The 20,933-nt window shown below is 72.8% G+C and carries 20 protein-coding genes; 15 read left to right on the plus strand and 5 right to left on the minus strand.

Features of this window, described 5'->3' with window-relative positions; translation table 11 throughout:
• Positions 1-159: 159 nt before the first annotated feature.
• The 6 genes from AC4H2G_RS19915 (at position 160) to AC4H2G_RS19940 (ending at position 4,581) form a co-directional block, all read left to right on the plus strand.
• The gene (locus AC4H2G_RS19915) at positions 160-786 is read left to right on the plus strand and encodes an HAD family hydrolase (RefSeq protein WP_494367474.1); all 627 of its coding nucleotides are present in this window, start codon (positions 160-162) and stop codon (positions 784-786) included.
• Positions 787-972: 186 nt separating this feature from the next.
• Positions 973-1,503: a histidine kinase gene (locus AC4H2G_RS19920; RefSeq protein ID WP_494367475.1), complete on the plus strand. Its 531-nt coding sequence runs from the start codon at positions 973-975 to the stop codon at positions 1,501-1,503.
• A gap of 103 nt (positions 1,504-1,606) precedes the next feature.
• Positions 1,607-2,446 carry a DUF4097 family beta strand repeat-containing protein gene (locus AC4H2G_RS19925; RefSeq protein WP_494367476.1) on the plus strand — a complete coding sequence of 280 codons (840 nt, stop codon included), beginning with the start codon at positions 1,607-1,609 and terminating at the stop codon, positions 2,444-2,446.
• 30 nt (positions 2,447-2,476) lie between these two features.
• Positions 2,477-3,301 carry an ABC transporter ATP-binding protein gene (locus AC4H2G_RS19930; protein ID WP_494367477.1) on the plus strand — a complete coding sequence of 275 codons (825 nt, stop codon included), beginning with the start codon at positions 2,477-2,479 and terminating at the stop codon, positions 3,299-3,301.
• Positions 3,298-4,062 (plus strand): ABC transporter permease, encoded by a 765-nt coding sequence (locus AC4H2G_RS19935; RefSeq protein ID WP_494367478.1) that lies wholly within the window; start codon positions 3,298-3,300, stop codon positions 4,060-4,062. The genes AC4H2G_RS19930 and AC4H2G_RS19935 overlap by 4 nt, the downstream gene beginning before the upstream one ends.
• Positions 4,063-4,167: 105 nt before the next feature.
• Entirely contained in the window at positions 4,168-4,581 is a 414-nt protein-coding gene (locus AC4H2G_RS19940) for a nuclear transport factor 2 family protein (RefSeq protein ID WP_494367479.1), read from the plus strand.
• Here AC4H2G_RS19940 and AC4H2G_RS19945 read toward each other — a convergent pair.
• Entirely contained in the window at positions 4,578-5,180 is a 603-nt protein-coding gene (locus AC4H2G_RS19945; RefSeq protein ID WP_494367480.1) for a TetR/AcrR family transcriptional regulator, read from the minus strand. The two genes, AC4H2G_RS19940 and AC4H2G_RS19945, sit on opposite strands and share 4 nt — an antisense overlap.
• A gap of 116 nt (positions 5,181-5,296) precedes the next feature.
• Between AC4H2G_RS19945 and AC4H2G_RS19950 the strand changes: the two genes are divergently transcribed.
• The gene (locus AC4H2G_RS19950; RefSeq protein ID WP_494367481.1) at positions 5,297-6,157 is read left to right on the plus strand and encodes an SDR family NAD(P)-dependent oxidoreductase; all 861 of its coding nucleotides are present in this window, start codon (positions 5,297-5,299) and stop codon (positions 6,155-6,157) included.
• 7 nt (positions 6,158-6,164) lie between these two features.
• Here the strand turns inward: AC4H2G_RS19950 and AC4H2G_RS19955 are convergent, their stop codons facing one another.
• The gene (locus tag AC4H2G_RS19955; protein ID WP_494367482.1) at positions 6,165-7,010 is read right to left on the minus strand and encodes an alpha/beta fold hydrolase; all 846 of its coding nucleotides are present in this window, start codon (positions 7,008-7,010) and stop codon (positions 6,165-6,167) included.
• A 166-nt stretch (positions 7,011-7,176) separates the two neighbouring features.
• Positions 7,177-7,782 (minus strand): TetR/AcrR family transcriptional regulator, encoded by a 606-nt coding sequence (locus tag AC4H2G_RS19960; protein WP_494367483.1) that lies wholly within the window; start codon positions 7,780-7,782, stop codon positions 7,177-7,179.
• A gap of 60 nt (positions 7,783-7,842) precedes the next feature.
• Here AC4H2G_RS19960 and AC4H2G_RS19965 point away from each other — a divergent pair, with 60 nt between their 5' ends.
• Positions 7,843-8,334 carry a DUF3995 domain-containing protein gene (locus AC4H2G_RS19965; RefSeq protein ID WP_494367484.1) on the plus strand — a complete coding sequence of 164 codons (492 nt, stop codon included), beginning with the start codon at positions 7,843-7,845 and terminating at the stop codon, positions 8,332-8,334.
• A gap of 71 nt (positions 8,335-8,405) precedes the next feature.
• On the opposite strand, the gene AC4H2G_RS19970 is transcribed toward AC4H2G_RS19965, so the two are convergent.
• Positions 8,406-10,556, minus strand: coding sequence for an alpha-galactosidase (locus AC4H2G_RS19970; RefSeq protein ID WP_494367485.1), 2,151 nt, complete (start codon positions 10,554-10,556; stop codon positions 8,406-8,408).
• A gap of 84 nt (positions 10,557-10,640) precedes the next feature.
• A complete protein-coding gene (locus AC4H2G_RS19975; protein WP_494367486.1) occupies positions 10,641-11,879 on the minus strand; it encodes an ROK family transcriptional regulator in 1,239 nt (412 codons plus the stop codon).
• A gap of 156 nt (positions 11,880-12,035) precedes the next feature.
• On the opposite strand from AC4H2G_RS19975, the gene AC4H2G_RS19980 reads away from it, so the two are divergent.
• The 7 genes from AC4H2G_RS19980 to AC4H2G_RS20010 all read left to right on the plus strand — a co-directional run bounded on the left by AC4H2G_RS19980 (position 12,036) and on the right by AC4H2G_RS20010 (position 20,840).
• On the plus strand, positions 12,036-13,724 hold the full coding sequence (locus AC4H2G_RS19980) for an ABC transporter substrate-binding protein (protein ID WP_494367487.1): 1,689 nt from the start codon (positions 12,036-12,038) through the stop codon (positions 13,722-13,724).
• Between the two features lie 118 nt (positions 13,725-13,842).
• Positions 13,843-14,835: an ABC transporter permease gene (locus AC4H2G_RS19985; RefSeq protein WP_494367488.1), complete on the plus strand. Its 993-nt coding sequence runs from the start codon at positions 13,843-13,845 to the stop codon at positions 14,833-14,835.
• 9 nt (positions 14,836-14,844) lie between these two features.
• Positions 14,845-15,813 (plus strand): ABC transporter permease, encoded by a 969-nt coding sequence (locus AC4H2G_RS19990; protein WP_494367489.1) that lies wholly within the window; start codon positions 14,845-14,847, stop codon positions 15,811-15,813.
• A complete protein-coding gene (locus AC4H2G_RS19995) occupies positions 15,810-16,751 on the plus strand; it encodes an ABC transporter ATP-binding protein (protein WP_494367490.1) in 942 nt (313 codons plus the stop codon). Before AC4H2G_RS19990 ends, AC4H2G_RS19995 begins: the two co-directional genes overlap by 4 nt.
• Positions 16,748-17,554: an ABC transporter ATP-binding protein gene (locus tag AC4H2G_RS20000; RefSeq protein ID WP_494367491.1), complete on the plus strand. Its 807-nt coding sequence runs from the start codon at positions 16,748-16,750 to the stop codon at positions 17,552-17,554. Before AC4H2G_RS19995 ends, AC4H2G_RS20000 begins: the two co-directional genes overlap by 4 nt.
• Positions 17,551-18,252 (plus strand): SGNH/GDSL hydrolase family protein, encoded by a 702-nt coding sequence (locus AC4H2G_RS20005; protein WP_494367492.1) that lies wholly within the window; start codon positions 17,551-17,553, stop codon positions 18,250-18,252. Before AC4H2G_RS20000 ends, AC4H2G_RS20005 begins: the two co-directional genes overlap by 4 nt.
• Positions 18,249-20,840 carry a glycoside hydrolase family 2 protein gene (locus tag AC4H2G_RS20010; RefSeq protein WP_494367493.1) on the plus strand — a complete coding sequence of 864 codons (2,592 nt, stop codon included), beginning with the start codon at positions 18,249-18,251 and terminating at the stop codon, positions 20,838-20,840. The genes AC4H2G_RS20005 and AC4H2G_RS20010 overlap by 4 nt, the downstream gene beginning before the upstream one ends.
• Positions 20,841-20,933 lie beyond the last annotated feature (93 nt).

Genomic DNA, 20,933 nt, shown 5'->3' on the forward strand with positions numbered 1-20,933 from the left:
ACGTGCGCACGCAGACACCGACGCCGCAGAACCTCTTTCGCGACGCCAGACAAACGGTCGGTTCTGCGGTGTTCGACCTGTGCCTGGTCCCTTCGTGGGAAGTGCCGAGCCGCCCGTCATGCGGCGGTTCCTCGTCGTACCTCCCGCCATGATCGCTACATGGCCACCGTGGAGTCATTGGCAGGCGTTCGTGGCGTGGTCTTCGACGTCGGGGAGACACTGGTCGACGAGACCCGGGCGTGGGCGGAGCAGGCTGAACGAGGCGGCGTCGCGCAACTGACGCTGATGGGGTGCCTCGGCGCGCTGATCGAGCGGGGCGAGGATCACCACAGGCTGTGGGACCTCCTCGAGATCGAGCGGCCTGTCGGTGAGCCCTCGATCGCGCCCGTGGATCTCTACCCGGATGCGCTCGCGTGTCTTCGAGCGGTCAAGGATCGCGGACTGGTCGTGGGGATCGCCGGCAACCAGCCGGCGGGGGCAGAACGCCAACTTCGAGAGGTGGGCTTCGTGGCCGACTTCATCGCGTCCTCGGCGGGCTGGGGTGTCGCCAAACCGTCGGCGGAGTTCTTCTCCAGGATCGCCCGGGCAGCTCAGCTCGATGCAGGCAGCATCGTGTACGTCGGGGACCGGGTCGACAACGACGTCCTGCCTGCACGGGCCGCTGGGATGCGCACGGCGCTCATCCGGCGAGGGCCATGGGGGTACATCCACGCGCGCCGTCCCGAGGCGAGCCTGGCCGATCTCCGTGTCGACTCCCTGACCGAGTTGAGCCTCGCCCTCTCATAGCAGGGACCGGCACACGCCCTACCCCGCCGCCTGGACAGCTCGATCTCCTTCCGAGACGCCCCGGACGCGACGGCGGCACGAGATGGAGCAACCATCCGAGCGGCGATGTCACCACCGACACCACGCGCGAAAATTCTGACGCCATGACCCCTTGCGGTGGTGTCTTTGTGGTGTCATAGTGGAGTCATGGACCTGACCCGATACGTCGACGAGCTCCAGCACCAGCTCGGCACCGCCGCAGCAGCCGGCGGGGACGAGGCGCGTGACCTCGCCGCCCGACTGACCGGCCCCCTGGACGCCGCTGCCCGACTCGTCCTCCTGGAGGCGCTCTCCGACGCCGCGGGGGAGATCTCCGCGGAGCTGGCTCCGGGGTCGGTGGACGTCCGCCTCCGCGGCGGTACCCCTGAGTTCGTCGTCAGCGCAGCCGCCGTCCCCGCCGCGCCGACCGCCACCTTCACCGCGCCGGCCGAGGTCGCTCCCGCGGCCCCCCCGACGGCCGCTGACGTCGAGGGCGCTGCGACCACGCGCACCACGCTCCGCCTGCCCGACCACCTCAAGACCCAGGCCGAGGCCGCCGCCGCGCGCGACGGCGTCTCGGTCAACACCTGGCTCGTCCGCGCGGTCGCCGCCGCGCTCGAGCAGCCGTCCGGCCGACCCTCGACCCCGAGCGGTCCCCAGCAGCGCGGCACCGGCCGCGTCACCGGCTGGGTGCGCTGACCTCCCGGCGGCCTCGCGCCGTCGCACCCCGCACGCCGTCGTCCGTGCGTCTCCGCCTCTGACACCGCCTGACACCACCTGACACCACTCCTGGAGCCCCGTCATGCCCACTTTCCCCACCTCTCGCCCCGTCCCGGTCGTCGTGGACGTGCCCTTCGCCAACCTGCACGTCGTCGCCGCGGAGCGTGACGACGTCGTCGTCACCGTCCTGCCCACCAACGACAAGTCCGGCAGCGTGCGCGCCGCCGAGGACGTGCGGGTCTACCGCGACGGCGACGCCGTGACGATCACCTACCCCGGGGCCTGGAAGCAGTTCGTGCTGCCCTTCGCGTCCGGCACCGCGAACATCACCGTCGAGGTGCCCACCGGCTCCGAGCTGCGGGGCAAGACCGGCTCGCTCTACGCCGAGGGGACGCTCGCGGCCGTGGACATGACGCTCTCCGCCGGCAACGTCCGCGTGGACGACGTCGACCGGCTCACACTCAAGGTGTCCGCCGGATCGGTCGCCGCCCGTCGGGTGACGGGTGCCCTGGACCTGCGGGTCAGCGCCGGCTCGGTGCTCGTCGACGAGGTCTCCGGCAGCGGGACGATCCGGGCGAGCAACGGGACCACCACGGTCGGTGCCGTCACGGGCTCCCTCGAGGTGCAGGGGGCCCACGCCGACATCGCCGTGAGCCGCGTGCGCGGCACCCTCACCGCCAAGTCCGCCCACGCCGGCATCCGGGTCACCCGCCTCGAGTCCGGGGCCGCCACGCTCACGTCCTCCTTCGGCTCGATCGAGGTGGGCGTGCCCGCGGGCACCGCCGCCTACCTCGACGTCGCGTCGGAGAACGGCACCGTCCGGAACCTGCTCACCCCGACCGAGGGCCCGGTCGAGGACGAGGCCACCGCAGAGATCCACGCCAGCACCGGCTATGGCGACGTCGTCGTCCGCCGTCCCTGAGTCGTCTCACCTACGAACGGAGAACCTGACATGACCACCGATCAGAGTGTTGCCCCCGCGATCCGGGTGCGGGGTATCGAGAAGTCGTTCAAGGACCTGCACGTGCTGCGGGGTGTCGACCTGGATGTCACGCCGGGGAGCATCTTCGCGCTGCTCGGGTCGAACGGCGCCGGGAAGACCACGCTCGTCCGGATCCTGTCGACCTTGCTGAAGGCCGACGCGGGCACGGCCACGGTCCACGGCGTCGACGTCGCGTCGCAGCCCGGCGACGTGCGCGAGTCGATCAGCCTGACGGGCCAGTTCGCCGCGGTCGACGAGATCCTCACCGGCCGGGAGAACCTCGTCCTGGTCGCGAAGCTGCGCCACCTGCACAACCCCGGCGCCATCGCGGACGAGCTGCTCGCGCGGTTCTCGCTCACCGACGCGGGGAGCCGCAGGGCGGGGACGTACTCGGGCGGCATGCGACGCCGCCTCGACATCGCGATGAGCCTCATCGGCGACCCGCCGGTCATCTTCCTCGACGAGCCCACCACCGGGCTGGACCCCCAGGCGCGGATCGAGGTGTGGCAGACCGTCAAGGCCCTCGCGCAGGGCGGCACGACCGTGCTGCTGACCACCCAGTACCTCGACGAGGCCGAACAGCTCGCCGACCGGATCGCGATCCTGCACCAGGGGACGATCATCCAGAACGGCACGCTCGCCGAGCTCAAGGCGCTGCTGCCCGCGGCCGAGGTCGAGTACGTCGCCAAGCAGCCCTCCCTCGAGGACGTCTTCCTCTCCCTCGTCGGCGAGAACGCCACCACCACCCAGCCCACCTCCGCCACCACGGCCGGCACAGACAAGGAAGCACGATGACCACCCACGTCCTGACCGACACCGGCGTCCTGACCGGCCGCTCGCTGCGCCACATCTCGCGCAGCCCCGACACGATCATCACCACGGCGGTCACCCCGATCGCGCTCATGCTGCTGTTCGTCTACGTCCTGGGCGGCGCGATCGACACGGGCTCCGGCGGGTCCTACATCGACTACATGCTCCCCGGCATCCTGCTCATCACCATCGCGTCCGGCGTCGCGTACACCGCCTACCGGCTGTTCCTCGACATGCAGGGCGGCATCTTCGAGCGGTTCCAGTCGATGCCGATCGCCCGGTCGAGCGTCCTGTGGGCGCACGTGCTCACGTCCCTGGTGGCGAACCTCGCGTCGATCGCCATCGTCGTCGCGGTCGCGTTCCTCATGGGTTTCCGCACCGGGGCCTCCGTCGGCGCCTGGCTCGCCGTGATCGCCATCCTCGTCCTGTTCACGCTCGCGCTGACCTGGCTGGCAGTGATCGCGGGGCTCTCGGCGAAGACCGTCGACGGCGCGAGCGCTTTCAGCTACCCGCTGATCTTCCTGCCGTTCATCAGCTCGGCGTTCGTGCCCACCGACACCATGCCGGCCCCGGTCGCCTGGTTCGCCGAGAACCAGCCCGTGACGTCCGTCGTAGACACCATTCGCGCCCTGTTCGCGCAGGAGCCGGTCGGGAACGACATCTGGATCGCCCTCGCCTGGCTCGTCGGCATCCTCGCCGTCGCCTACGCCGGTGCCGTGGCCATCTACCGCCGCAAGGTCAGCTGACCTCGACAGCCCTCTTCCACACCACCAGCCAGCACGACGACGCCCGCCCCCGCCCCCGGGGACCGGGCGTCGTCGTCGTCACCGGCCGGGAGTACCTTGCGCACCATGGACTCCGACAGAACCCGCCGCGTCGCCCACGAGTACGTCGACGCGCTCGAGCACCGAGACTGGGCGGCTGTCGCGGCCCTGCTCGACGACGACGTCGTCTACGAGATGCCGCAGTCGCGCGAGCGCATCATCGGGCTCGAGAAGTACCTTCGCTTCAACCAGGAGTACCCCGGTGACTGGCACCTTCGGGTGCGGCGCGTGGTCGCCGACGGCCCTCTCGCCGCGCTGTGGGTCGACGCCCGCGTGGGAGACGAGCCCCAGGTGGCCTGCGTCTGGCTCGAGCTGACCGACGACGGCCGGATCCGGCACGTCACGGACTACTGGCCGGAGCCGTCGGAACCGTTGGCCGGCCGAGAACACCTCGTGGAGCGGTACGACGTCGAGCCGGGGGCTGCCGCCCGGGTCGGCTAGCGACCGGCTCGCGGCCGCATGCCGCCGAGCGCGGTGGTGACGAGCCTGTCGACGTACTCGTCCGTCAGGGGTCCGCTGCGCTGGAGCCACCGGTTGAGCAACGGACCCCAGATCAGGTCCACCGCGACGTCGAGGTCGAGGTCGTCTGCGAGCTGGCCGGCTTCCTGCGCGCTGCGCAGACGCTGCCGCTTCGCCTCCTTCAGCGGGCCGTCGAGCCGCTCGTGATAGGCGTCGGCGAGCGCGGCGTCGTGCGCGACCTCGGTCGCCAGGGCGCGCATCGGCTGGTCGAGGCGGGGATCGTTCAGCTCCGCGACCGTCGCGCGCAGAACGAGGCGCAGGTCGGCGTCGAGGTCGCCCGTGTCGGGCAGGGTGGGCGGCGCGCCGTCGCCGCTCTCGCTGAGCAGCAGGAAGGCGTCGAGGAGGACCGCGGCCTTGGAGGGCCACCACCGGTAGATGGTCTGCTTGCCGACGCCGGCCCGTCCGGCGATGCGCTCGATGCTGAGCTGGGGATAGGGCACCTCCTGGAGGAGGTCGAACGCGGCGGTGAGGACCGCCCGACGTGACGTCTCGCTCCGGCGGGCGGGGTCTGGCTTCGGCATGTGGCCACCCTACGCGAACGAGACGGAACGTCTCGTCTTGACACGCGCGATGGTCGCGGGTAACTTCCTGGTTCAACGAGACGGACCGTCTCGTCTCACAACATCGAGGAGATCCCGTGCGACCGTCTTCCCCCGCACCCCGTACCTGGTTCATCACCGGCGCGAGCCGAGGTCTTGGCCACGCGCTCGCCGTCGCGGCGCTCGAGCGCGGCGACCGCGTGGTGGCCGCCTCCAGGACTGCCACCGTCGACGCGTTCGACCCGGCCCACCGCGACCGTGTCCTGGTGCTCCCGCTGGACGTGACCGACCGGGACGCCGTCGTCGCGGCCGTGGCGACCGCCGTCGAGCACGTCGGGCGGCTCGACGTCGTCGTCAACAACGCCGGCACCCTGTCCATGGGCATGGTCGAGGAGTTCACCGAGAAGGAGGCGAGGGCCCAGCTCGAGGTCAACGTCTTCGGGGCGCTCTGGGTCACCCAGGCCGTCCTGCTGCACCTGCGCCGGCAGGGGTCTGGCCACCTCGTGCAGGTCTCGAGCATCGCCGCCCTCGGCGGCTTCGCGAGCACCGGCCTGTACAGCGCGAGCAAGTTCGCGCTCGAGGGCCTGAGCGAGGCCGTGGCGTCGGAGGCGGCGGCGTTCGGCGTCAAGGTCACGATCGTCCAACCCGGCGGCTACTGGACCGACCTGTACTCGAGCATGGTGTCGACGACGCCGCTCGACGCCTACACGCCGCTGCGTGCCGAGCTGGAGAGTCAGTGGGCCGACGGGTCGGCCGACAGCGACCCTCGCCTCGCCGCCGAGGCGATGCTCACCCTGGTCGACAGCGACGACCCCCCGCTGCGGCTCCTGCTCGGCAGCATGGTCTACGACCTGGCTCAGGACGTCTCGCGCCGGCGCCTGGAGACGTGGTCGGCGTGGGAGCAGGTGAGCCGGGCCGCGGAGCACGCGGTCGATGCTCCGGCCGCGGTCGACGGCTGAGCCGACCTCACGCCTCTGGGGTGGTCGTGGGACCGCGGTGGATCTGCAGGACCCGTGCGATCCCGGGGGCGTCGGGGTCGTCGGTGATCTGGCGCCCGTCGAGCCAGCACGACACGACGTGCGCGAGCTCGCGCGGGTGGCTGAAGTTCATCGCGTGCGCGGCACCCTCGATGAGCACCACGGAGAGGTGCTCGGGAGCGAGTCGCCCGACCTCGCGCACGCGCCAGGGCGGCGGCATGAGCGGGTCGCGCGAGCCGACGACGGCCAGCGTCGGGACCGGCGTCCGCAGGATGCGTTCGAGGGACGGGAAGCGGGCGAGCTCGCTGAAGAGGTGGAGGGTCGAGACCGGACCGAAGCGCAGGTAGTCGGGCACGGCGACGCGCGCCATCGCGGGGCTCTCGCGCGTCGCGTCGCGCGCGAGCTGGCCGAGGGCGCGCACGAAGGGCTGGTTGTGGACGCCGCCCGCGGGGGATGCGAGGACGACGCCGGCGACGCGGTCGGGTGCCTGGTGCGCGACCTCCAGGCTGACGGGCCCGCCCATCGAGTTCCCGATCAGCACGACCTGGTCGAGCTCCAGGGCGTCGAGCAGCTCGAGGAGCGCCAGCGCGAGGGCCGGGATGCCGAGCGCCGAACCCCAGTCCGGCGTGCGCCCGTAGCCGGGGAGGTCGGGGACGAACGTCGTCGCGCGGTGCGCGAGCCGAGACGCCGTCGGCAGCAGGTAGGTGCCGGAGACGGCGAACCCGTGCACGTGCACGATCGGCACGCTCCCGGGCACCTCGGGTCCGACGCGGACGAACACGGGGCGGCCCCCGACGTCGACCTCGCGCTCCTCCCAGACGATGTCGCCGTTCATGGCGCGATGCTGCCAGAGCGCGAGGCGGTCGGCACCCCGACCGGCCTCGCCGCGTGGTGCAGGTAGCGCTCTACGTCGTCAGGGCTCTGTCACCGGCGTGCCGATGAAGCCGAGGAGCACCTTGGTCTGGGCCGGATCACGCCGGGTTGTCGTGGGTGGGCTCGGCCTATGGAGCGGTGGACAGTGCGCCCGAGGCGAGTGATTCGTGGATCAACCCGGCGACGAGGGCGGCCAGGTCGGGGGCGCGGGCGGGGTCTTCGTCGAGCATGATCAGCCACGCGAACATCGGCCCGAGCAGCAGCACGTGGAGCACCGCGGGGTCCGGGCGATGCGTCAGCTCGCCGCGGGTGACGGCGCGGTCGAGGAGCGTGGCGACGATCGAGCGCTCGACGGCGAGGTATGTCCGCTCGAACCGGTCGTTGAGAGCGGGGTCGGCGTACACGTCCGCGAGCAGACCCGCCATCACGCCGGCCGAGGACCCGGCGAGCTGATCGGCGATCTGCGACGTCAACGCCAGCAGGTCGCCCTTGAGCGAGCCCGTGTCCTCGGGAGCGGGCTCGCGAGCGTCGTGCAGCAGCACGCTGAAGGTCATCTCCTGCTTCGTCGCGTACCGCCGGTAGATGGCCGCCTTGCCCACTCCGGCGCGTGCCGCCACCGCGTCGACGGTCAGCGACGGGTAGCCGCGCTCGGCGAGCAGCGCCCGCACAGCCTCGTGGATCGCGCGGTCGACGCGATGTTCGCGGGGCCGGCCCATCTGCGGTGCGCTGGTCATCCCCCCAGTATACGGTACTGTCAGTTTCGGAACTCATGGTTTCGGATCGGAGGCCGAGTGATGCTCGAGGTGAGCGCGGATGGACGCGCGGCGGTTGCACGAAGAAGGCAGGGCGCGGTCGAGCTCGTGGGGCCGGTCGGCCTGGGCGGGCTGGGACTGCTGCACGCGGCATGGGCGCTCGGGTGGAGATGGCCGGGCGGCACCGACGAGGCTTGGGCAGAGCGCATCGGCGGCTCGACCGAGAGGCCGACCGACGCCGAGACCTGGATGATGGCGCTGGTCCTCTTCGGCGGTTCCGGCGTGGTGGCAGCGTCCACCTCCAGCATGCTCCGTCCTGGACTGCTGCGTCGTCTGGTGCGGCTCGCGGCCTGGGGCGGGTCGGCGGTCCTGATCGGCCGCGCGCTCTACTTCCTGCCGCAGGACGTCACCGGCGATCGCGGGATCTTCCACAAGCTCGACCTGACCGTGTATGCGCCTCTGTCGGCGACCCTGGGCGTGTGCATCGCGGCGAGCCTGCGACGCACCGCCTCGGTAGCGAGCACGGGCGACTGAGTCGAGACCGTCAGCACGCCGCCTTTCGACGGTCAGGTGAGCGGCGACGACCGCCCGAGCCCCACCGCGTGTCAGTCCGCAGCGGTGACGTGCACGACGAGCGCCTGCGCGGGCCACAGCCCAGGGATCTGCAGCCCGACCTCGGCGAGCACACGCCCGCTCACGGTGACGGGCGTGGTCAGCCACGGCGGCGTGACCCAGCCGTGGCGCGCGAGACCGATCTCGTCGCGCACGCGCACGGTGTAGCGCCGGTCGGGGTCGAGGCCGTGCAGGTGGACGCGCTCGGGCAGCGCGTCCTCGAGCGTCGCCACGGTCGCGATCGTCCAGACGCCCTCCGAGCGGTCGGGGAGCACCGCGCCGACGACGCGCAGCGCCGGATCGACGACGTCGGCGTGCACCGCGTCCCCGGTGTGGAGCACGTGCCGCAGCTCCTTGTACAGCGCGGCCCAGGCCGTGATCGTCGCGACCTCCTCCGGCGTGCAGCCGAGGAGGTCCCACTCGAAGCCGGCCGAGCCCATCAGGCTCGTCGCGAGGCGGTACGAGAGGTCGGTCGTGCGGCCGGACGAGTGCGCCTCGCCGGGGCCCACGTGCCCGCCGACGAGCTCGGGCGGCAGGAGGAGCTGCGTCCAGCGCTGGATGTCCTGGCGCTCGACGGGGTCGTTCGAGTCCGATGCCCAGACGCGGTCGGCCACGGCCATCACGCCGAGGTCGGTCCGCGCGCCCCCCGACGAGCACGACTCGATCTCGAGCCCGGGGTGCCGCTCCTTGAGCTCGGCCATGAGCGCGTACGCCGCGCGGGTCTGGGCGTGCGTGCCGGGGCGGTCGTCGTGGACCGTCTCGACGAGGTCGCGGTTGTGGTCCCACTTGACGAAGTCGACGCCCAGCTCGCCGATCACGGCGCTCATCGCGTCGCGCACGTGGGCGTACGCGTCGGGGTTCGCGAGGTCGAGGACGTGCTGACCGCGCCAGGACAGCCCGGGGGGCGCGTCGAGGTGCGTCGGGCTGTGCAGCAGCCAGTCGGGGTGGGTCCGCGCGAGGTCGGAGTCGAGGTTGACCATCTCCGGCTCGAACCACAGTCCGAGCTCCATCCCGAGGCCGTGCACGAGGTCCGCGAGCGGGCCGAGCCCGTCGGGCCACACGGCCCGGTCGACCCACCAGTCGCCGAGGCCCCGGGTGTCGTCGCGGCGGTCGTGGAACCACCCGTCGTCGAGCACGAAGCGCTCCACGCCGACCTCGGCCGCGCGTCGCGCGAGCGCCTCGACCCGTGCCGGGTCCTGGTCGAAGTAGACCGCCTCCCATGTGTTGAGCACGAGGGGTCGCGGCGAGCGCGGGTGCTGCGGGCGGGCGCGCAGGAACGTGTGGAAGCGCGCCGCGACGCCGTCGAGCCCGTCGGCGGACCACGCGAAGTACGTGGTGGGCGCCGCGTACGTCTCGCCCGGTGCGAGCACGACCTCGCCCGGGCGCAGCAGCTCGCCCGCGCCCAGGAGCGTCGGGTGCTCGGGCGTGCGGTCGACGCGGTACGTGACGTCGGCGCTCCACCCCAGGTGGACCGCCCAGACGTCGCCGCGCCGGTCGCGCGGCGTGCCCGCCGACGCGAGCACGACGTGCGGCGAGTCGTGCCCGACGCGCCCGCGGCGGGTCTGGCGCGTCGTCGAGCCGCGCGGCATCTCGGTCGTGCGCGGCGACTTCTCGCGCGTCCACCGCCCGGTGAACGACGTGAGGTGGTCGGCGCGCGTCGGCACGGGGAGCGTCGCCTCGAGCTGGTGCACCGTGAGCGGCGCGTCCCCGGCGTTCGTCAGCGTGTGGTCCACCGTGACGACGCCGCCCGCGCCGATCGCGAGGCGCGTCACCAGGCGCAGCCCCGCGGCGTCGTCCGCGGCCTCGACGACGAGCGCGGCCTCGCTCTCGCCGTCGGCACCGCGCTCGCGCCGGGCCCGCGTCGCCCACCGCGGGAACACCGGGCGTCCGGCCCACTCGAGGAGGACGCCGGGGCGCCCGGCCCAGCCCTCGGAGTCCTGCGGGAGGAGGCTGAGGCGCCACGCCGCGTCGAGCGTCCCGGGCGGCGTCTGGCGCGTCGTGGCGAGCGCGAGCCCGTCGAGGAGCGCGTCGTCGAGCTCGCCGAGGTCGGCGCCCCAGTGCAGCACCGCGGGCAGGCCCGCGGCGCAGGTCTCGACGACCAGGGCGACGTCGTCGCGGCGCAGGATCGTGCGGTCGAGGTCCATCCTCGTCCTCTCGGTTGGCTCGTCGTGTGGGTCGCGTGGTCGCGGTGGGTGGTCGGCGAGTCGTCGGCGGGTCGCCGGCCGGTGTCAGGCCGCGCGCGGGCCGGGGCCCGCGGCGTCGGACGCCGGGCGCGGCTCGGGAGGCCCGCGCAGCACCGAGACCGCGACGCCGACGGCCGCGGCCGTCGTGCCGTGCGTCGACAGGGTCGCACGGACCGGCCGCAGGTCCCGGTTGTACGCGGCCCGGTCGAGCGAGCGCTGGACGCGGGGTACGACGACGTCGCCCACCGTGCCCAGCGCGGGCCCGGCGAAGACCACGACGTCCAGGTCGAAGAGGTTCGCGAGCGTGACCGCCGCGAGCCCGAGGGCGTCCCCCGCGTCGCCCAGCAGCCGCGCGGCCGCGACGCTCCCGTCCCGCGCCGCGCGCGCGACGCGCTCGAGCTCGACGAGCGTCTCGTCGGGCAGGCCCGTGAGGCCGAGGTGGTCGAGCCCGGGCTCGGCGAGGGCGCGCGCGACGACGGCCTCGGGCCCGGCGAGCACCTCGACGCAGCCGCGGTTGCCGCAGCGGCAGCGTGGCCCCACGCGGTCGAGGCTGATGTGGCCGAGCTCGACGGCGTTGCCCGACAGCCCGCGGTACGCGAGACCGTCGACGACGACGCCCCCGCCCAGGCCGCTGCTGCAGTAGACGAGCCCGAACGTCGCGGGGGAGCTGCCCGTGACCTGCTCGCCGGCCCACTGCTCGCCGACGGCGGCAGCGGTCGCGTCGTTCTCGAGCCGCACGGGCAGGCCGAGGCGCTCGGCGAGGTCGGTGACGAGCGGGTACCCGCGCCACGCGGGGGTGGGCTGCGGGGTGAGGAGCACGCCCCGCTCCTCGTCCTGCGGGCCGTGCGTCGCGAGGCCCACGCCGAGCACGCGCTCGGCGCCCACGCCCGCGTCGTCGAGCACGGCCCGGACCTGTGCGGCGACGACGCCGAGATAGTCGCCCGGAGCCTCGCGCCCGGTGCCGCGCAGCGCGGACCGCGCGACCGTGCGGCCCGCGAAGTCGAGCAGGACGACGCTCGCCGAGCAGCGGTCGAGCTGGACCCCGACGGCGTACCAGGCCTCGGGGTCGACGGCGAGCAGGCGGCGCGGGGTCCCGCCGGACTTCTGGCGGCCGACCTCGCGGACGAGCCCGTCGGCCACGAGCTCGCGCACGACGTGCGTGATGGTCGCCGGGGTCAGGCCGGTGCGCTCGGCGATCTCGACGCGGCTGAGGGTGCCGGTCGAGCGCACGAGGTCGAGCACGGCCACGCGGGTCGCGCTCCGGCCGGGGGCGCTGCGGGACATCGTCGTCGACCTCCTGGCTGGGTGCGAGGTGCCCGACGCCGGTGCCGAGCCGCGGCGATATATTGACACGGTAAATTTAGTAGGGCAAGAATCCTCCTGCGGTCATCGCCCAGAACCGGCCACCGTCGGCCGGTCGCCACCCGAGGAGGACCACTGATGTTCCTGCACCGCACCCGAACGCTCACCGTCGCGGCCGCCGCCGTCGCGTCGGTCGCCCTGCTCGCCGGCTGCAGCGGCGGTGCCGGCGACGGCACCACGTCCGCCGGCGACGGCACGTCGATCACCGTGTTCAACGGCTCGACGGGCACGATCACCGAGAACTTCAACCCGCTGAGCACGACGGCGCTCCAGCCGACCCTCGGCGTGATCTTCCAGCCGCTCTACTGGTACAACCTCGCGAGCGACGCCGAGCCGACGCCGCTGCTCGCCACCGGCTTCGAGTGGAACGAGGACGGCACCGTCCTCACCATCACGACGCGCGAGGGCGTGTCGTGGAGCGACGGCGAGCCGTTCACCGCCGCCGACGTCGCCTTCACGTTCAACCTCATCAAGGACACCCCCGCGCTCAACACGAGCGGGCTCGCCGCGACGGCCGAGGCGACCGACGACACCACGGTGACGCTCACGTTCCCCGAGACGTCGTTCATGCAGGAGCCCGCCGTCCTGGGGAACCAGGCGATCGTGCCCGAGCACGTGTGGAAGGACGTCGCCGACCCGGTGACCGAGATCAACAGCGACCCCGTCGGCACGGGCCCGTACACGGTCAAGTCGTTCTCCGCGCAGTCCTACGTGCTCGAGAAGAATCCCGAGTACTGGGAGGAGGGCCTGCCCAAGGTCGACGAGGTGCGCTACATCGCCCTCGACACCGCGGACGCCGCGAGCGCCGCCCTCACCGCGGGCGACGTCGACTGGATGTCGTCGTTCCTGCCCGGCCTCGAGGACCTCATCGAGACGAACCCCGACCTGTCGTACGTGAACACCCCCGCGCTCACGGCGTCGATCTACACGTGCTCGAACGCCGAGCTCGGGTGCGAGGGGCCGCAGACCGACAAGGCGGTCCGCCAGGCGCTCTACCACGCGATCGACCGCACGCAGCTCAACAACCTCGCGGGGGGCGGGTTCGCCGAGACCGCGTCGCCGACGCTGCTCCTGCCCGAGCGCGACGAGAAGTGGATCACGGACAAGGACCTGCTCACGGTGCCCGAGACGGCCGACGTCGACACGGCGAACCAGATCCTCGACGACGCCGGCTGGACCATGGGCGACGACGGCGTCCGCACCAAGGACGGCCAGCGGTTGTCCATGACCATCCAGACCGTCACGGGGTGGAGCGACTTCATCTCGCTCAACGACGCGATGAAGCAGCAGGCCGCCGAGGTCGGGATCGAGCTCGTGCCGAGCCAGGTCGCGTGGAACGAGTGGAACCAAGCGCAGACGGCGGGCACGTTCCAGCTCAGCCTGGACTCGATCGGGCTCGGGGCGTCGTCGAACCCGTACTTCACCTACTTCGGCAAGTACGACTCGGCGAACACGGTGAAGGTGGGCGAGACGGCGTCGGCCGGGAACTTCGCGCGCTTCTCGAACCCGGACGTCGACGCGGCGCTCGCGGTCGCGCGCGCGACCGACGACGAGGCCGTGCAGACCGAGGAGTACGCGAAGGTCCAGGAGATCATCGCGGACGAGCTGCCGTACATCCCGATCTACGTGAACTCGATGCTCACGGAGTTCAACACGTCACGGGCGACCGGCTGGCCGACCGACGACGACAAGTACGCGATGCCCGCGTCCTGGAAGGCCTGGGACAACGGGATCGTCCTCAAGTCCATCACCCCTGTGGAGAACTGACCCGTCCCTGGACAGGTCCCGGCGCCACCGCGGCGCGCGGCCCCCACGGCGCCTCGCGGCGACCGGCGGCGCCGGGACCACCCAGCCGGGCAGCAGGACGAACAGGGAGGTTCGACCGGTGCGCTTCGTACTCCGGAAGGCGGGCTTCTACGTCGTGGCCCTGTGGGCCGCGCTGACGCTCAACTTCCTCATCCCCCGGCTCATGCCGGGCAACCCCGTCGACATCATGCTCTCCAAGCTCGCGACGAAGGGTCCGGTCTCGCCGGCCACGCGCGACGCGATCGAGGCCATGCTCGGCACCGACACCGACGCGTCGCTGTGGAGCCAGTACGTCACGTACCTCCAGGCGCTCGCGCAGGGCGACCTCGGGACGTCGGTCGCGTACTTCCCGGCGGGCGTGGGCCAGGTCATCGGCCAGACGCTGCCGTGGACCGTCGGGCTCATCGGCCTGTCGACCGTCGTGTCGTTCGCGATCGGCGTCGGGCTCGGCATGCTCGCGGGCTGGAAGAGAGGGTCGTTCGTCGACAACCTCGTCCCCGCCGCGACCATGCTCCAGTCCGTCCCCTACTTCTGGCTCGCGCTGCTCCTGCTCTTCCTGCTCGGCAGCGTCTGGCCCGTCTTCCCGCTGAGCCACGGCTACGACGTCTACACGTTCGCCGGCCCGGAACCGACGTGGGCGTTCGTGTCGTCCGTGATCTACCACGGCACGCTGCCCGCGCTGACGATCGTCATCTCGTCGGTCGGCGGCTGGATGCTCGGGATGCGCAACATGATGGTCTCGACGCTCGCCGAGGACTACCTCGTCACCGCCGAGGCCAAGGGCCTGCGCCCGCGCCGCATCCGGTTCGCCTACGCCGCGCGCAACGCCGTCCTGCCGTCGCTGTCCGGGTTCGCCATCTCGCTCGGCTTCGTCGTCGCCGGGTCGATCGTCACCGAGGCGGTGTTCTCGTACCCCGGCATCGGGTCCGCGCTGCTCCAGGCGGTCAACAGCAACGACTACGCGCTCATGCAGGGCGTGTTCCTCGTCATCACCCTGTCCGTGCTCGGGGCCAACCTCCTGGTCGACCTCCTGTACGGCGTGATCGACCCGCGCACGCGGGCCCGGTCCTAGGAGGCTCGCATGGCCATCACCACCCAAGACCCGGCGCTCGCCGCCGAGGAGGCCGCCGAGGCCTCCAGCGGCCGCCGCCGGCGCCGCGTCCTGCCGCCGATGACGCTCAAGCTCGGCGTCGGGCTGACCGTCGCCGGGGCGATCGTCCTGTTCGGCCTGCTCGGGCCGCTGTTCGTCGGCAACCCGTCGACCGTCTCCGACATCGGGCTGTCCCCGCCCGGACCCGGGCACCCGCTCGGGACGACGCAGACCGGCCAGGACGTGGTCGCGCAGCTCGCCCACGCGACGCGCGGGTCGCTGACCATCGGGCTCGTCGTCGGTGTCCTCACGCTCGTGCTCTCGGCGTTCTTCGGCGTCGTCGGCACGTTCGTCGGCGGCTGGGTCGACGAGGCGTTCTCGCTGTTCTCGAACGTCATGCTCGTGCTCCCCGGCCTCCCGCTCGTCATCGTCATCTCGAGCTACGTGCCGCAGAAGTCGGTGTGGCTCGTCGCGCTCGTCCTCGCGATCACGAGCTGGGCGGGGTCGGCGCGCGTGCTGCGCGGCTACACGCTGTCGCTGCGCGAGCGCGACTACGTGCTCGCGTCGCGCGTGGCCGACGAGCGGAGCTGGCGCATCCTCGCCGTCGAGATCCTGCCGAACCTCGTGCCGATCCTCGCGTCGCAGGTCGTGTTCGCCGTGATCTTCGCGATCCTCGGGGAGGCGGGCCTGTCGTTCCTGGGGCTCGGGGCCTCGAACTCCTTCACGTGGGGAACGATGCTCTACTACGCGCAGAACGGCCTCGCCCTGCGCCTGGGCGCGTGGTGGTGGTTCGTGCCGCCGGGCCTCATGCTCGCGCTGTTCGGCGCCGCGCTGTCGCTCATCAACTTCTCCATCGACGAGATCATCAACCCGAAGCTGCGCGCCCAGACCCGCTCCCAGCGCAAGCGGTGGCGCATGTCGCGCGAGCAGCTCCGCGAGGCCGACGAGGTGACGGCATGACTGAGGGCACGCTCCAGGACCAGCCGACGGCCGTCGTCGGCTCGCACCCCGTCCTCGAGATCGAGGACTTCTCCGTGACGTACCTCGTCGACCCGCCCGTCGCGGCGGTGCAGCACGTGGACCTCGTGCTGCGCCGCGGCGAGATCCTCGGGCTGGCTGGCGAGAGCGGGTGCGGCAAATCCACGCTCGCGTACGGCGTGACGCGCCTGCTCAAGCCGCCGGCCGCGATCACGTCGGGCCGCGCGGTGTTCCACTCGCGCGAGGGGTACACCGTCGACCTCTCGTCGCTGCACGGCGAGGACCTGCGGGCGTTCCGCTGGGACAAGGTCGCCATGGTGTTCCAGGGCGCGATGAACTCGCTCAACCCGGTGCTCACGATCCGGTCGCAGTTCGAGGACGTCTTCACGACGCACCGACCCGGGCTGTCGCGCCGCGAGCGGCGCGCGCGGTGCGGCGAGCTCCTCGAGCGCGTCGGGGTCGACGCCGGCCGGCTCGGCTCCTACCCGCACGAGCTCTCGGGGGGCATGCGCCAGCGCGTCATGATCGCCATGGCGCTCGCGCTCGAGCCGCAGGTGCTCGTCATGGACGAGCCGACGACCGCGCTCGACGTCGTGGTCCAGCGCGAGATCCTGCGCGAGATCACGCGACTGCGGGCGGAGCTCGGGTTCGCCGTCGTGTTCATCACGCACGACCTGCCGCTCCTGCTGGAGATCAGCGACCGGATCGCCGTCATGCGCGCGGGCCGGATCGTCGAGCAGGCTGACGCCGTCACGCTGTACACCGACCCGCAGCACCCGTACACGCGGCGGCTGCTCGCGTCGTTCCCGTCGCTGACCGGCGAGCGCGGCGACTTCGTCCGCGCGGGGGACGCCGACCTCGAGGACGAGGTGCTCGACGAGACGACGCAGGACGCCACGGACGAGGAGGAGACCGCATGACCACGCTCGAGGCCCGTGACCTGGTCAAGGACTACCGCCTGCGCAGCGGCCTGCGCTCGACCCGGCTGCGTGCCGTCGACCACGTGAGCTTTACGCTCCAGCCCGGCAGCACGGTCGCGCTCGTCGGGCAGTCCGGCTCGGGCAAGTCCACGATCGCCAAGCTGCTCATGCAGCTCGAACGCCCGTCGTCGGGCGAGATCCTGGTCGACGGCGCCCCCGTGGGCCGGGGGCGTCGCGCGCGGTCCGCGTACCGCAAGGCGGTGCAGATGGTGTTCCAGGACCCGTTCGCGTCGCTCAACCCGTACCACTCGGCGGGGCACCACCTCGCGCGGGCGGTCGCGCTGCACCACCCGGACCTCGACCGGCGGCAGGTCCACGAGCGCGTGCTCCAGCTCCTGCACCGCGTGCGCCTCGACCCGGCCGAGGAGTACGCGCAGCGCAAGCCGCACGAGCTCTCCGGCGGGCAGCGCCAGCGCATCGCGATCGCGCGGGCGCTCGCGCCGGAGCCAGGCATCCTCGTCGCCGACGAGCCCGTGTCGATGCTCGACGTGTCCATCCGCCTCGGGGTGCTCAACCTGCTCGCGCGGCTGCAGCGCGAGGAGAACCTCGGCGTCCTCTACATCACGCACGACCTCGCGACCGCCCGGCACTTCTCCGACGAGGTCATGGTGCTGCACCGCGGCGTCGTGGTGGAGGCGGGCCCGGCCGACGACGTCATCCTGCGACCGCAGCACGAGTACACGCGCACGCTCGCGGCCGCCGCGCCCGACCCCGAGCGCCGGATCGCGGAGCTGCGGTCGTGACCGGCGGCACCGGTGGCACCGACGCACCCCGGCACGTCGTGTTCGCGGGCGACTCGATCACGGAGTGGGGGCGCGACCGCTCCGACCCCGACGACGTCGGCACCGGCTACGTGGGCCTGCTCGCGCGCGGCCCGCTCGCCGGGTCGACCGTCCACAACACCGGGGTCGGCGGCGACCGGGCGAGCGACCTCCTCGCGCGCTGGGAGCGCGACGTCCTCCCGTTCGACGCCGACGTGCTGTCGCTCTACGTCGGGGTCAACGACACGTGGCGCGCCCTCGACGCGGGCGAGGTCACGCCGGTCGACGCGTTCGAGGCGACCCTGCGAGCGCTCGTCGCGCCGTGGCACGCGCGGGGGACCCGCCTCGTGCTCGTCGAGCCGTTCGCGCTGCCGCTCACCGACGCGCAGGCGTGGGCCGACGACCTCGGTCCGAAGCAGGACGCCGTCGCACGGGTGGCGCGCGACGTCGGGGCGGTGTTCGTCCCGCTCGCCACCGTCATGGCCGACCTCGCCCGCGAGATCGGCCCGCGCGCCGTCGCCGCCGACGGCGTCCACCCGACCCCTGCCGGCCACGCGGCGATCGCCGACGCATGGTGGCGCGCGTGGTCGACCGGGACCATCGGCACCACCCCGACCACCCCGACCACCCCGACCACTCCGAGCAACCGAACCCTGCACCCCGAGGGAGAACCCGCATGACGACCGTCGACCTGACCGCCGGCTGGACCCTGCGCGCCACGTCGGGTGACGTGCCCGCCCCGGTGCGCGCCGCCGTCGTGCCCGCGCCGGTCCCGGGGGACGCGCACACCGCCCTCCTCGCGGCGGGGCTGATCCCGGACCCGTACCTCGACGCGAACGAGTCGGCGCTCGCGTGGGTGCACGGGGCGGACTGGGAGTACCAGCGCGCCCTGCGGCTGGACCCCGCGGCCGACGACGAGCACGTCGACCTCGTGCTCGACGGCCTCGACACCGTCGCCGACGTGCGCCTGGGCGACGAGACGGTCCTGACGAGCCGGAACATGCACCGCTCGCACCGCGTGGACGTGCGGCGGTTCGCGGACGGTGCCGAGCGAGACCTGGTCGTCGCGCTCGGCTCGGCGACCGCGTGGTCGGACGCGGCGAGCGAGCGCCTGGGGCCGCGCCCGTCGGCGTACCCGAACACGTTCAACGCGATCCGGAAGATGGCGTGCTCGTACGGGTGGGACTGGGGCCCCGACCTGCGGACCGCGGGCATCTGGAAGCCCGTGCGCGTCGAGCGGTGGAGCGTCGCGCGGCTCGACCGCGTTCGGCCGTTCGTGCACGTCGCCGACCTCGCGCCCGACGGAGCGACCGGGACCGGCCGGCTGGAGGTCCACGTGGACGTCCAGCGCTCGTCGCTCGTACCTGCCGGACCGCTCGTGCTCGACGTCGCGCTCGACGTCGCGCTCGACCTGCCCGGGTGGGGTCCCGCCGCCGGGCGGACGCCACGGGCGCGCGTCGAGGTGGCGGCCGGTGCGACGTCGGCCGTCGTGTCGCTCGACGTCCCGAACGCGCCCGTGTGGTGGCCCGTCGGGCACGGTGCGCAGCCGCTCGTCGGGGTCGACGTGACGCTCGCGACGCCCGACGGCGCCGCGCTCGACGCGTGGCGGCGGCGGGTCGGGTTCCGCACGGTGCGGATCGACACGACGCCCGACGAGCACGGCACGCCGTTCGTGCTGCACGTCAACGAGCGGCCCGTGTTCGTGCGCGGCGCGAACTGGATCCCCGACGACCACCTCGTCACGCGCCTCACGCGCGAGCGGTTGGCCCGGCGGCTCGACCAGGCCGTCGAGGGCAACCTCAACCTGCTGCGCGTGTGGGGAGGCGGGATGTACGAGTCCGAGGACTTCTACGACCTCGCGGACGAGCGCGGGCTCCTCGTGTGGCAGGACTTCCTCCTCGCGTGCGCTGCCTACAGCGAGGACGACGAGCTGTGGTCCGAGATCGAGGCCGAGGCGCGGGAGAACGTCGCGCGGCTCGTGCCGCACCCGTCGCTCGTGATCTGGAACGGCGGCAACGAGAACGTGTGGGGCCACGAGGACTGGGGCTGGAAGGATCGGCTCGGCGGGCTGACCTGGGGCGAGGGGTACGCGCGTGACCTGCTGCCGCGCGTCGTCGCGGACGTCGACCCGACGCGCCCGTACACCGACAACAGCCCGTACAGCCCCGGCCGGCCCGACCTGCACCCCAACGACCCCGACCACGGCACCCACCACCAGTGGGAGGTGTGGAACCGCGTCGACTACCGCGCGTACCGCGACGAGGTGCCGCGCTTCTGCTCGGAGTTCGGGTTCCAGGGACCGCCGACGTGGCGCACGCTCACGGACGCGGTGCACGCCGTCGACGGCGGTCCGCTCGCCGACGCGCCCGAGCCCACCGCGGACCCCGTGTGGCTCGTGCACCAGAAGGCCGACGACGGCAACGGCAAGCTCGACCGCGGCATGGCGCCGCACCTCGGCGTGTCCGCCCGGTTCGCGGACTGGCACTGGGCCGCGCAGCTCAACCAGGCCCGCGCCGTCGCGCACGCGCTCGACCACTACCGGTCGTGGTGGCCGCGGACGGCGGGCGCGATCGTCTGGCAGCTCAACGACTGCTGGCCGGTGACGAGCTGGTCGGCGATCGACTCGGAAGAACGGCCCAAGCCGCTCTGGTACGCGATGCGGCGGGCGTTCGCGCCGCGGGCGCTCGCGGTGGTGGAGCGCGACGGGTCGCCGCACGTCGCCGTCGTCAACGACCACGACGAGTCGTGGCGCGGCGCGCTGTCGATGCGGCTCGAGCGGCTCGACGGGATGGACCCGGCACGCGGGACGGTCGCGGTGTCGGTGCCGCTGCGGTCGGTGCTGCTCGTCGCGGTCCCCGACACGTTGGCGCGGCCCGCGGACCCGACGGACGCGGTGCTCGTCGTGGACCTCGGTCCGGAGCGGGTCGTGCACACGTTCGTCGAGGACGTGCACCTGCGTCTCGACCCGCACGCGGCGGAGGTCCGGGTCGAGCGCTGCGCGGACGGCTACCGCGTGCACGTGCGGGCCCGCTCGCTCGTGCGCGACGTCGCGGTCCTCGCCGACCGGCTCGCGCCGGACGCCGTCGCCGACGACGCCCTGCTGAGCCTGCCCGCCGGCAGCACGGCGACGATCACGGTCACCACGACGGCAGAGCTCGACCCGGCGGCGCTCGCCGCGGCGCCCGTGCTGCGCAGCGCCAACGACCTCCGTGCCGTCCCGCAGCGCGCGGGCGTCCGGGCTACCCGGGAGGCCGCCGTCGCGAGATAGAACCCCCGGTCGCGAGGTAGAGGCCGCGGGGTTCTACCTCGCGACCGGCGGTTCTATCTCGCGATGTCGTACTGCCGGACGGGCGTGCGACCC

Source organism: Cellulosimicrobium sp. BMG9.23 (genome assembly GCF_059159985.1).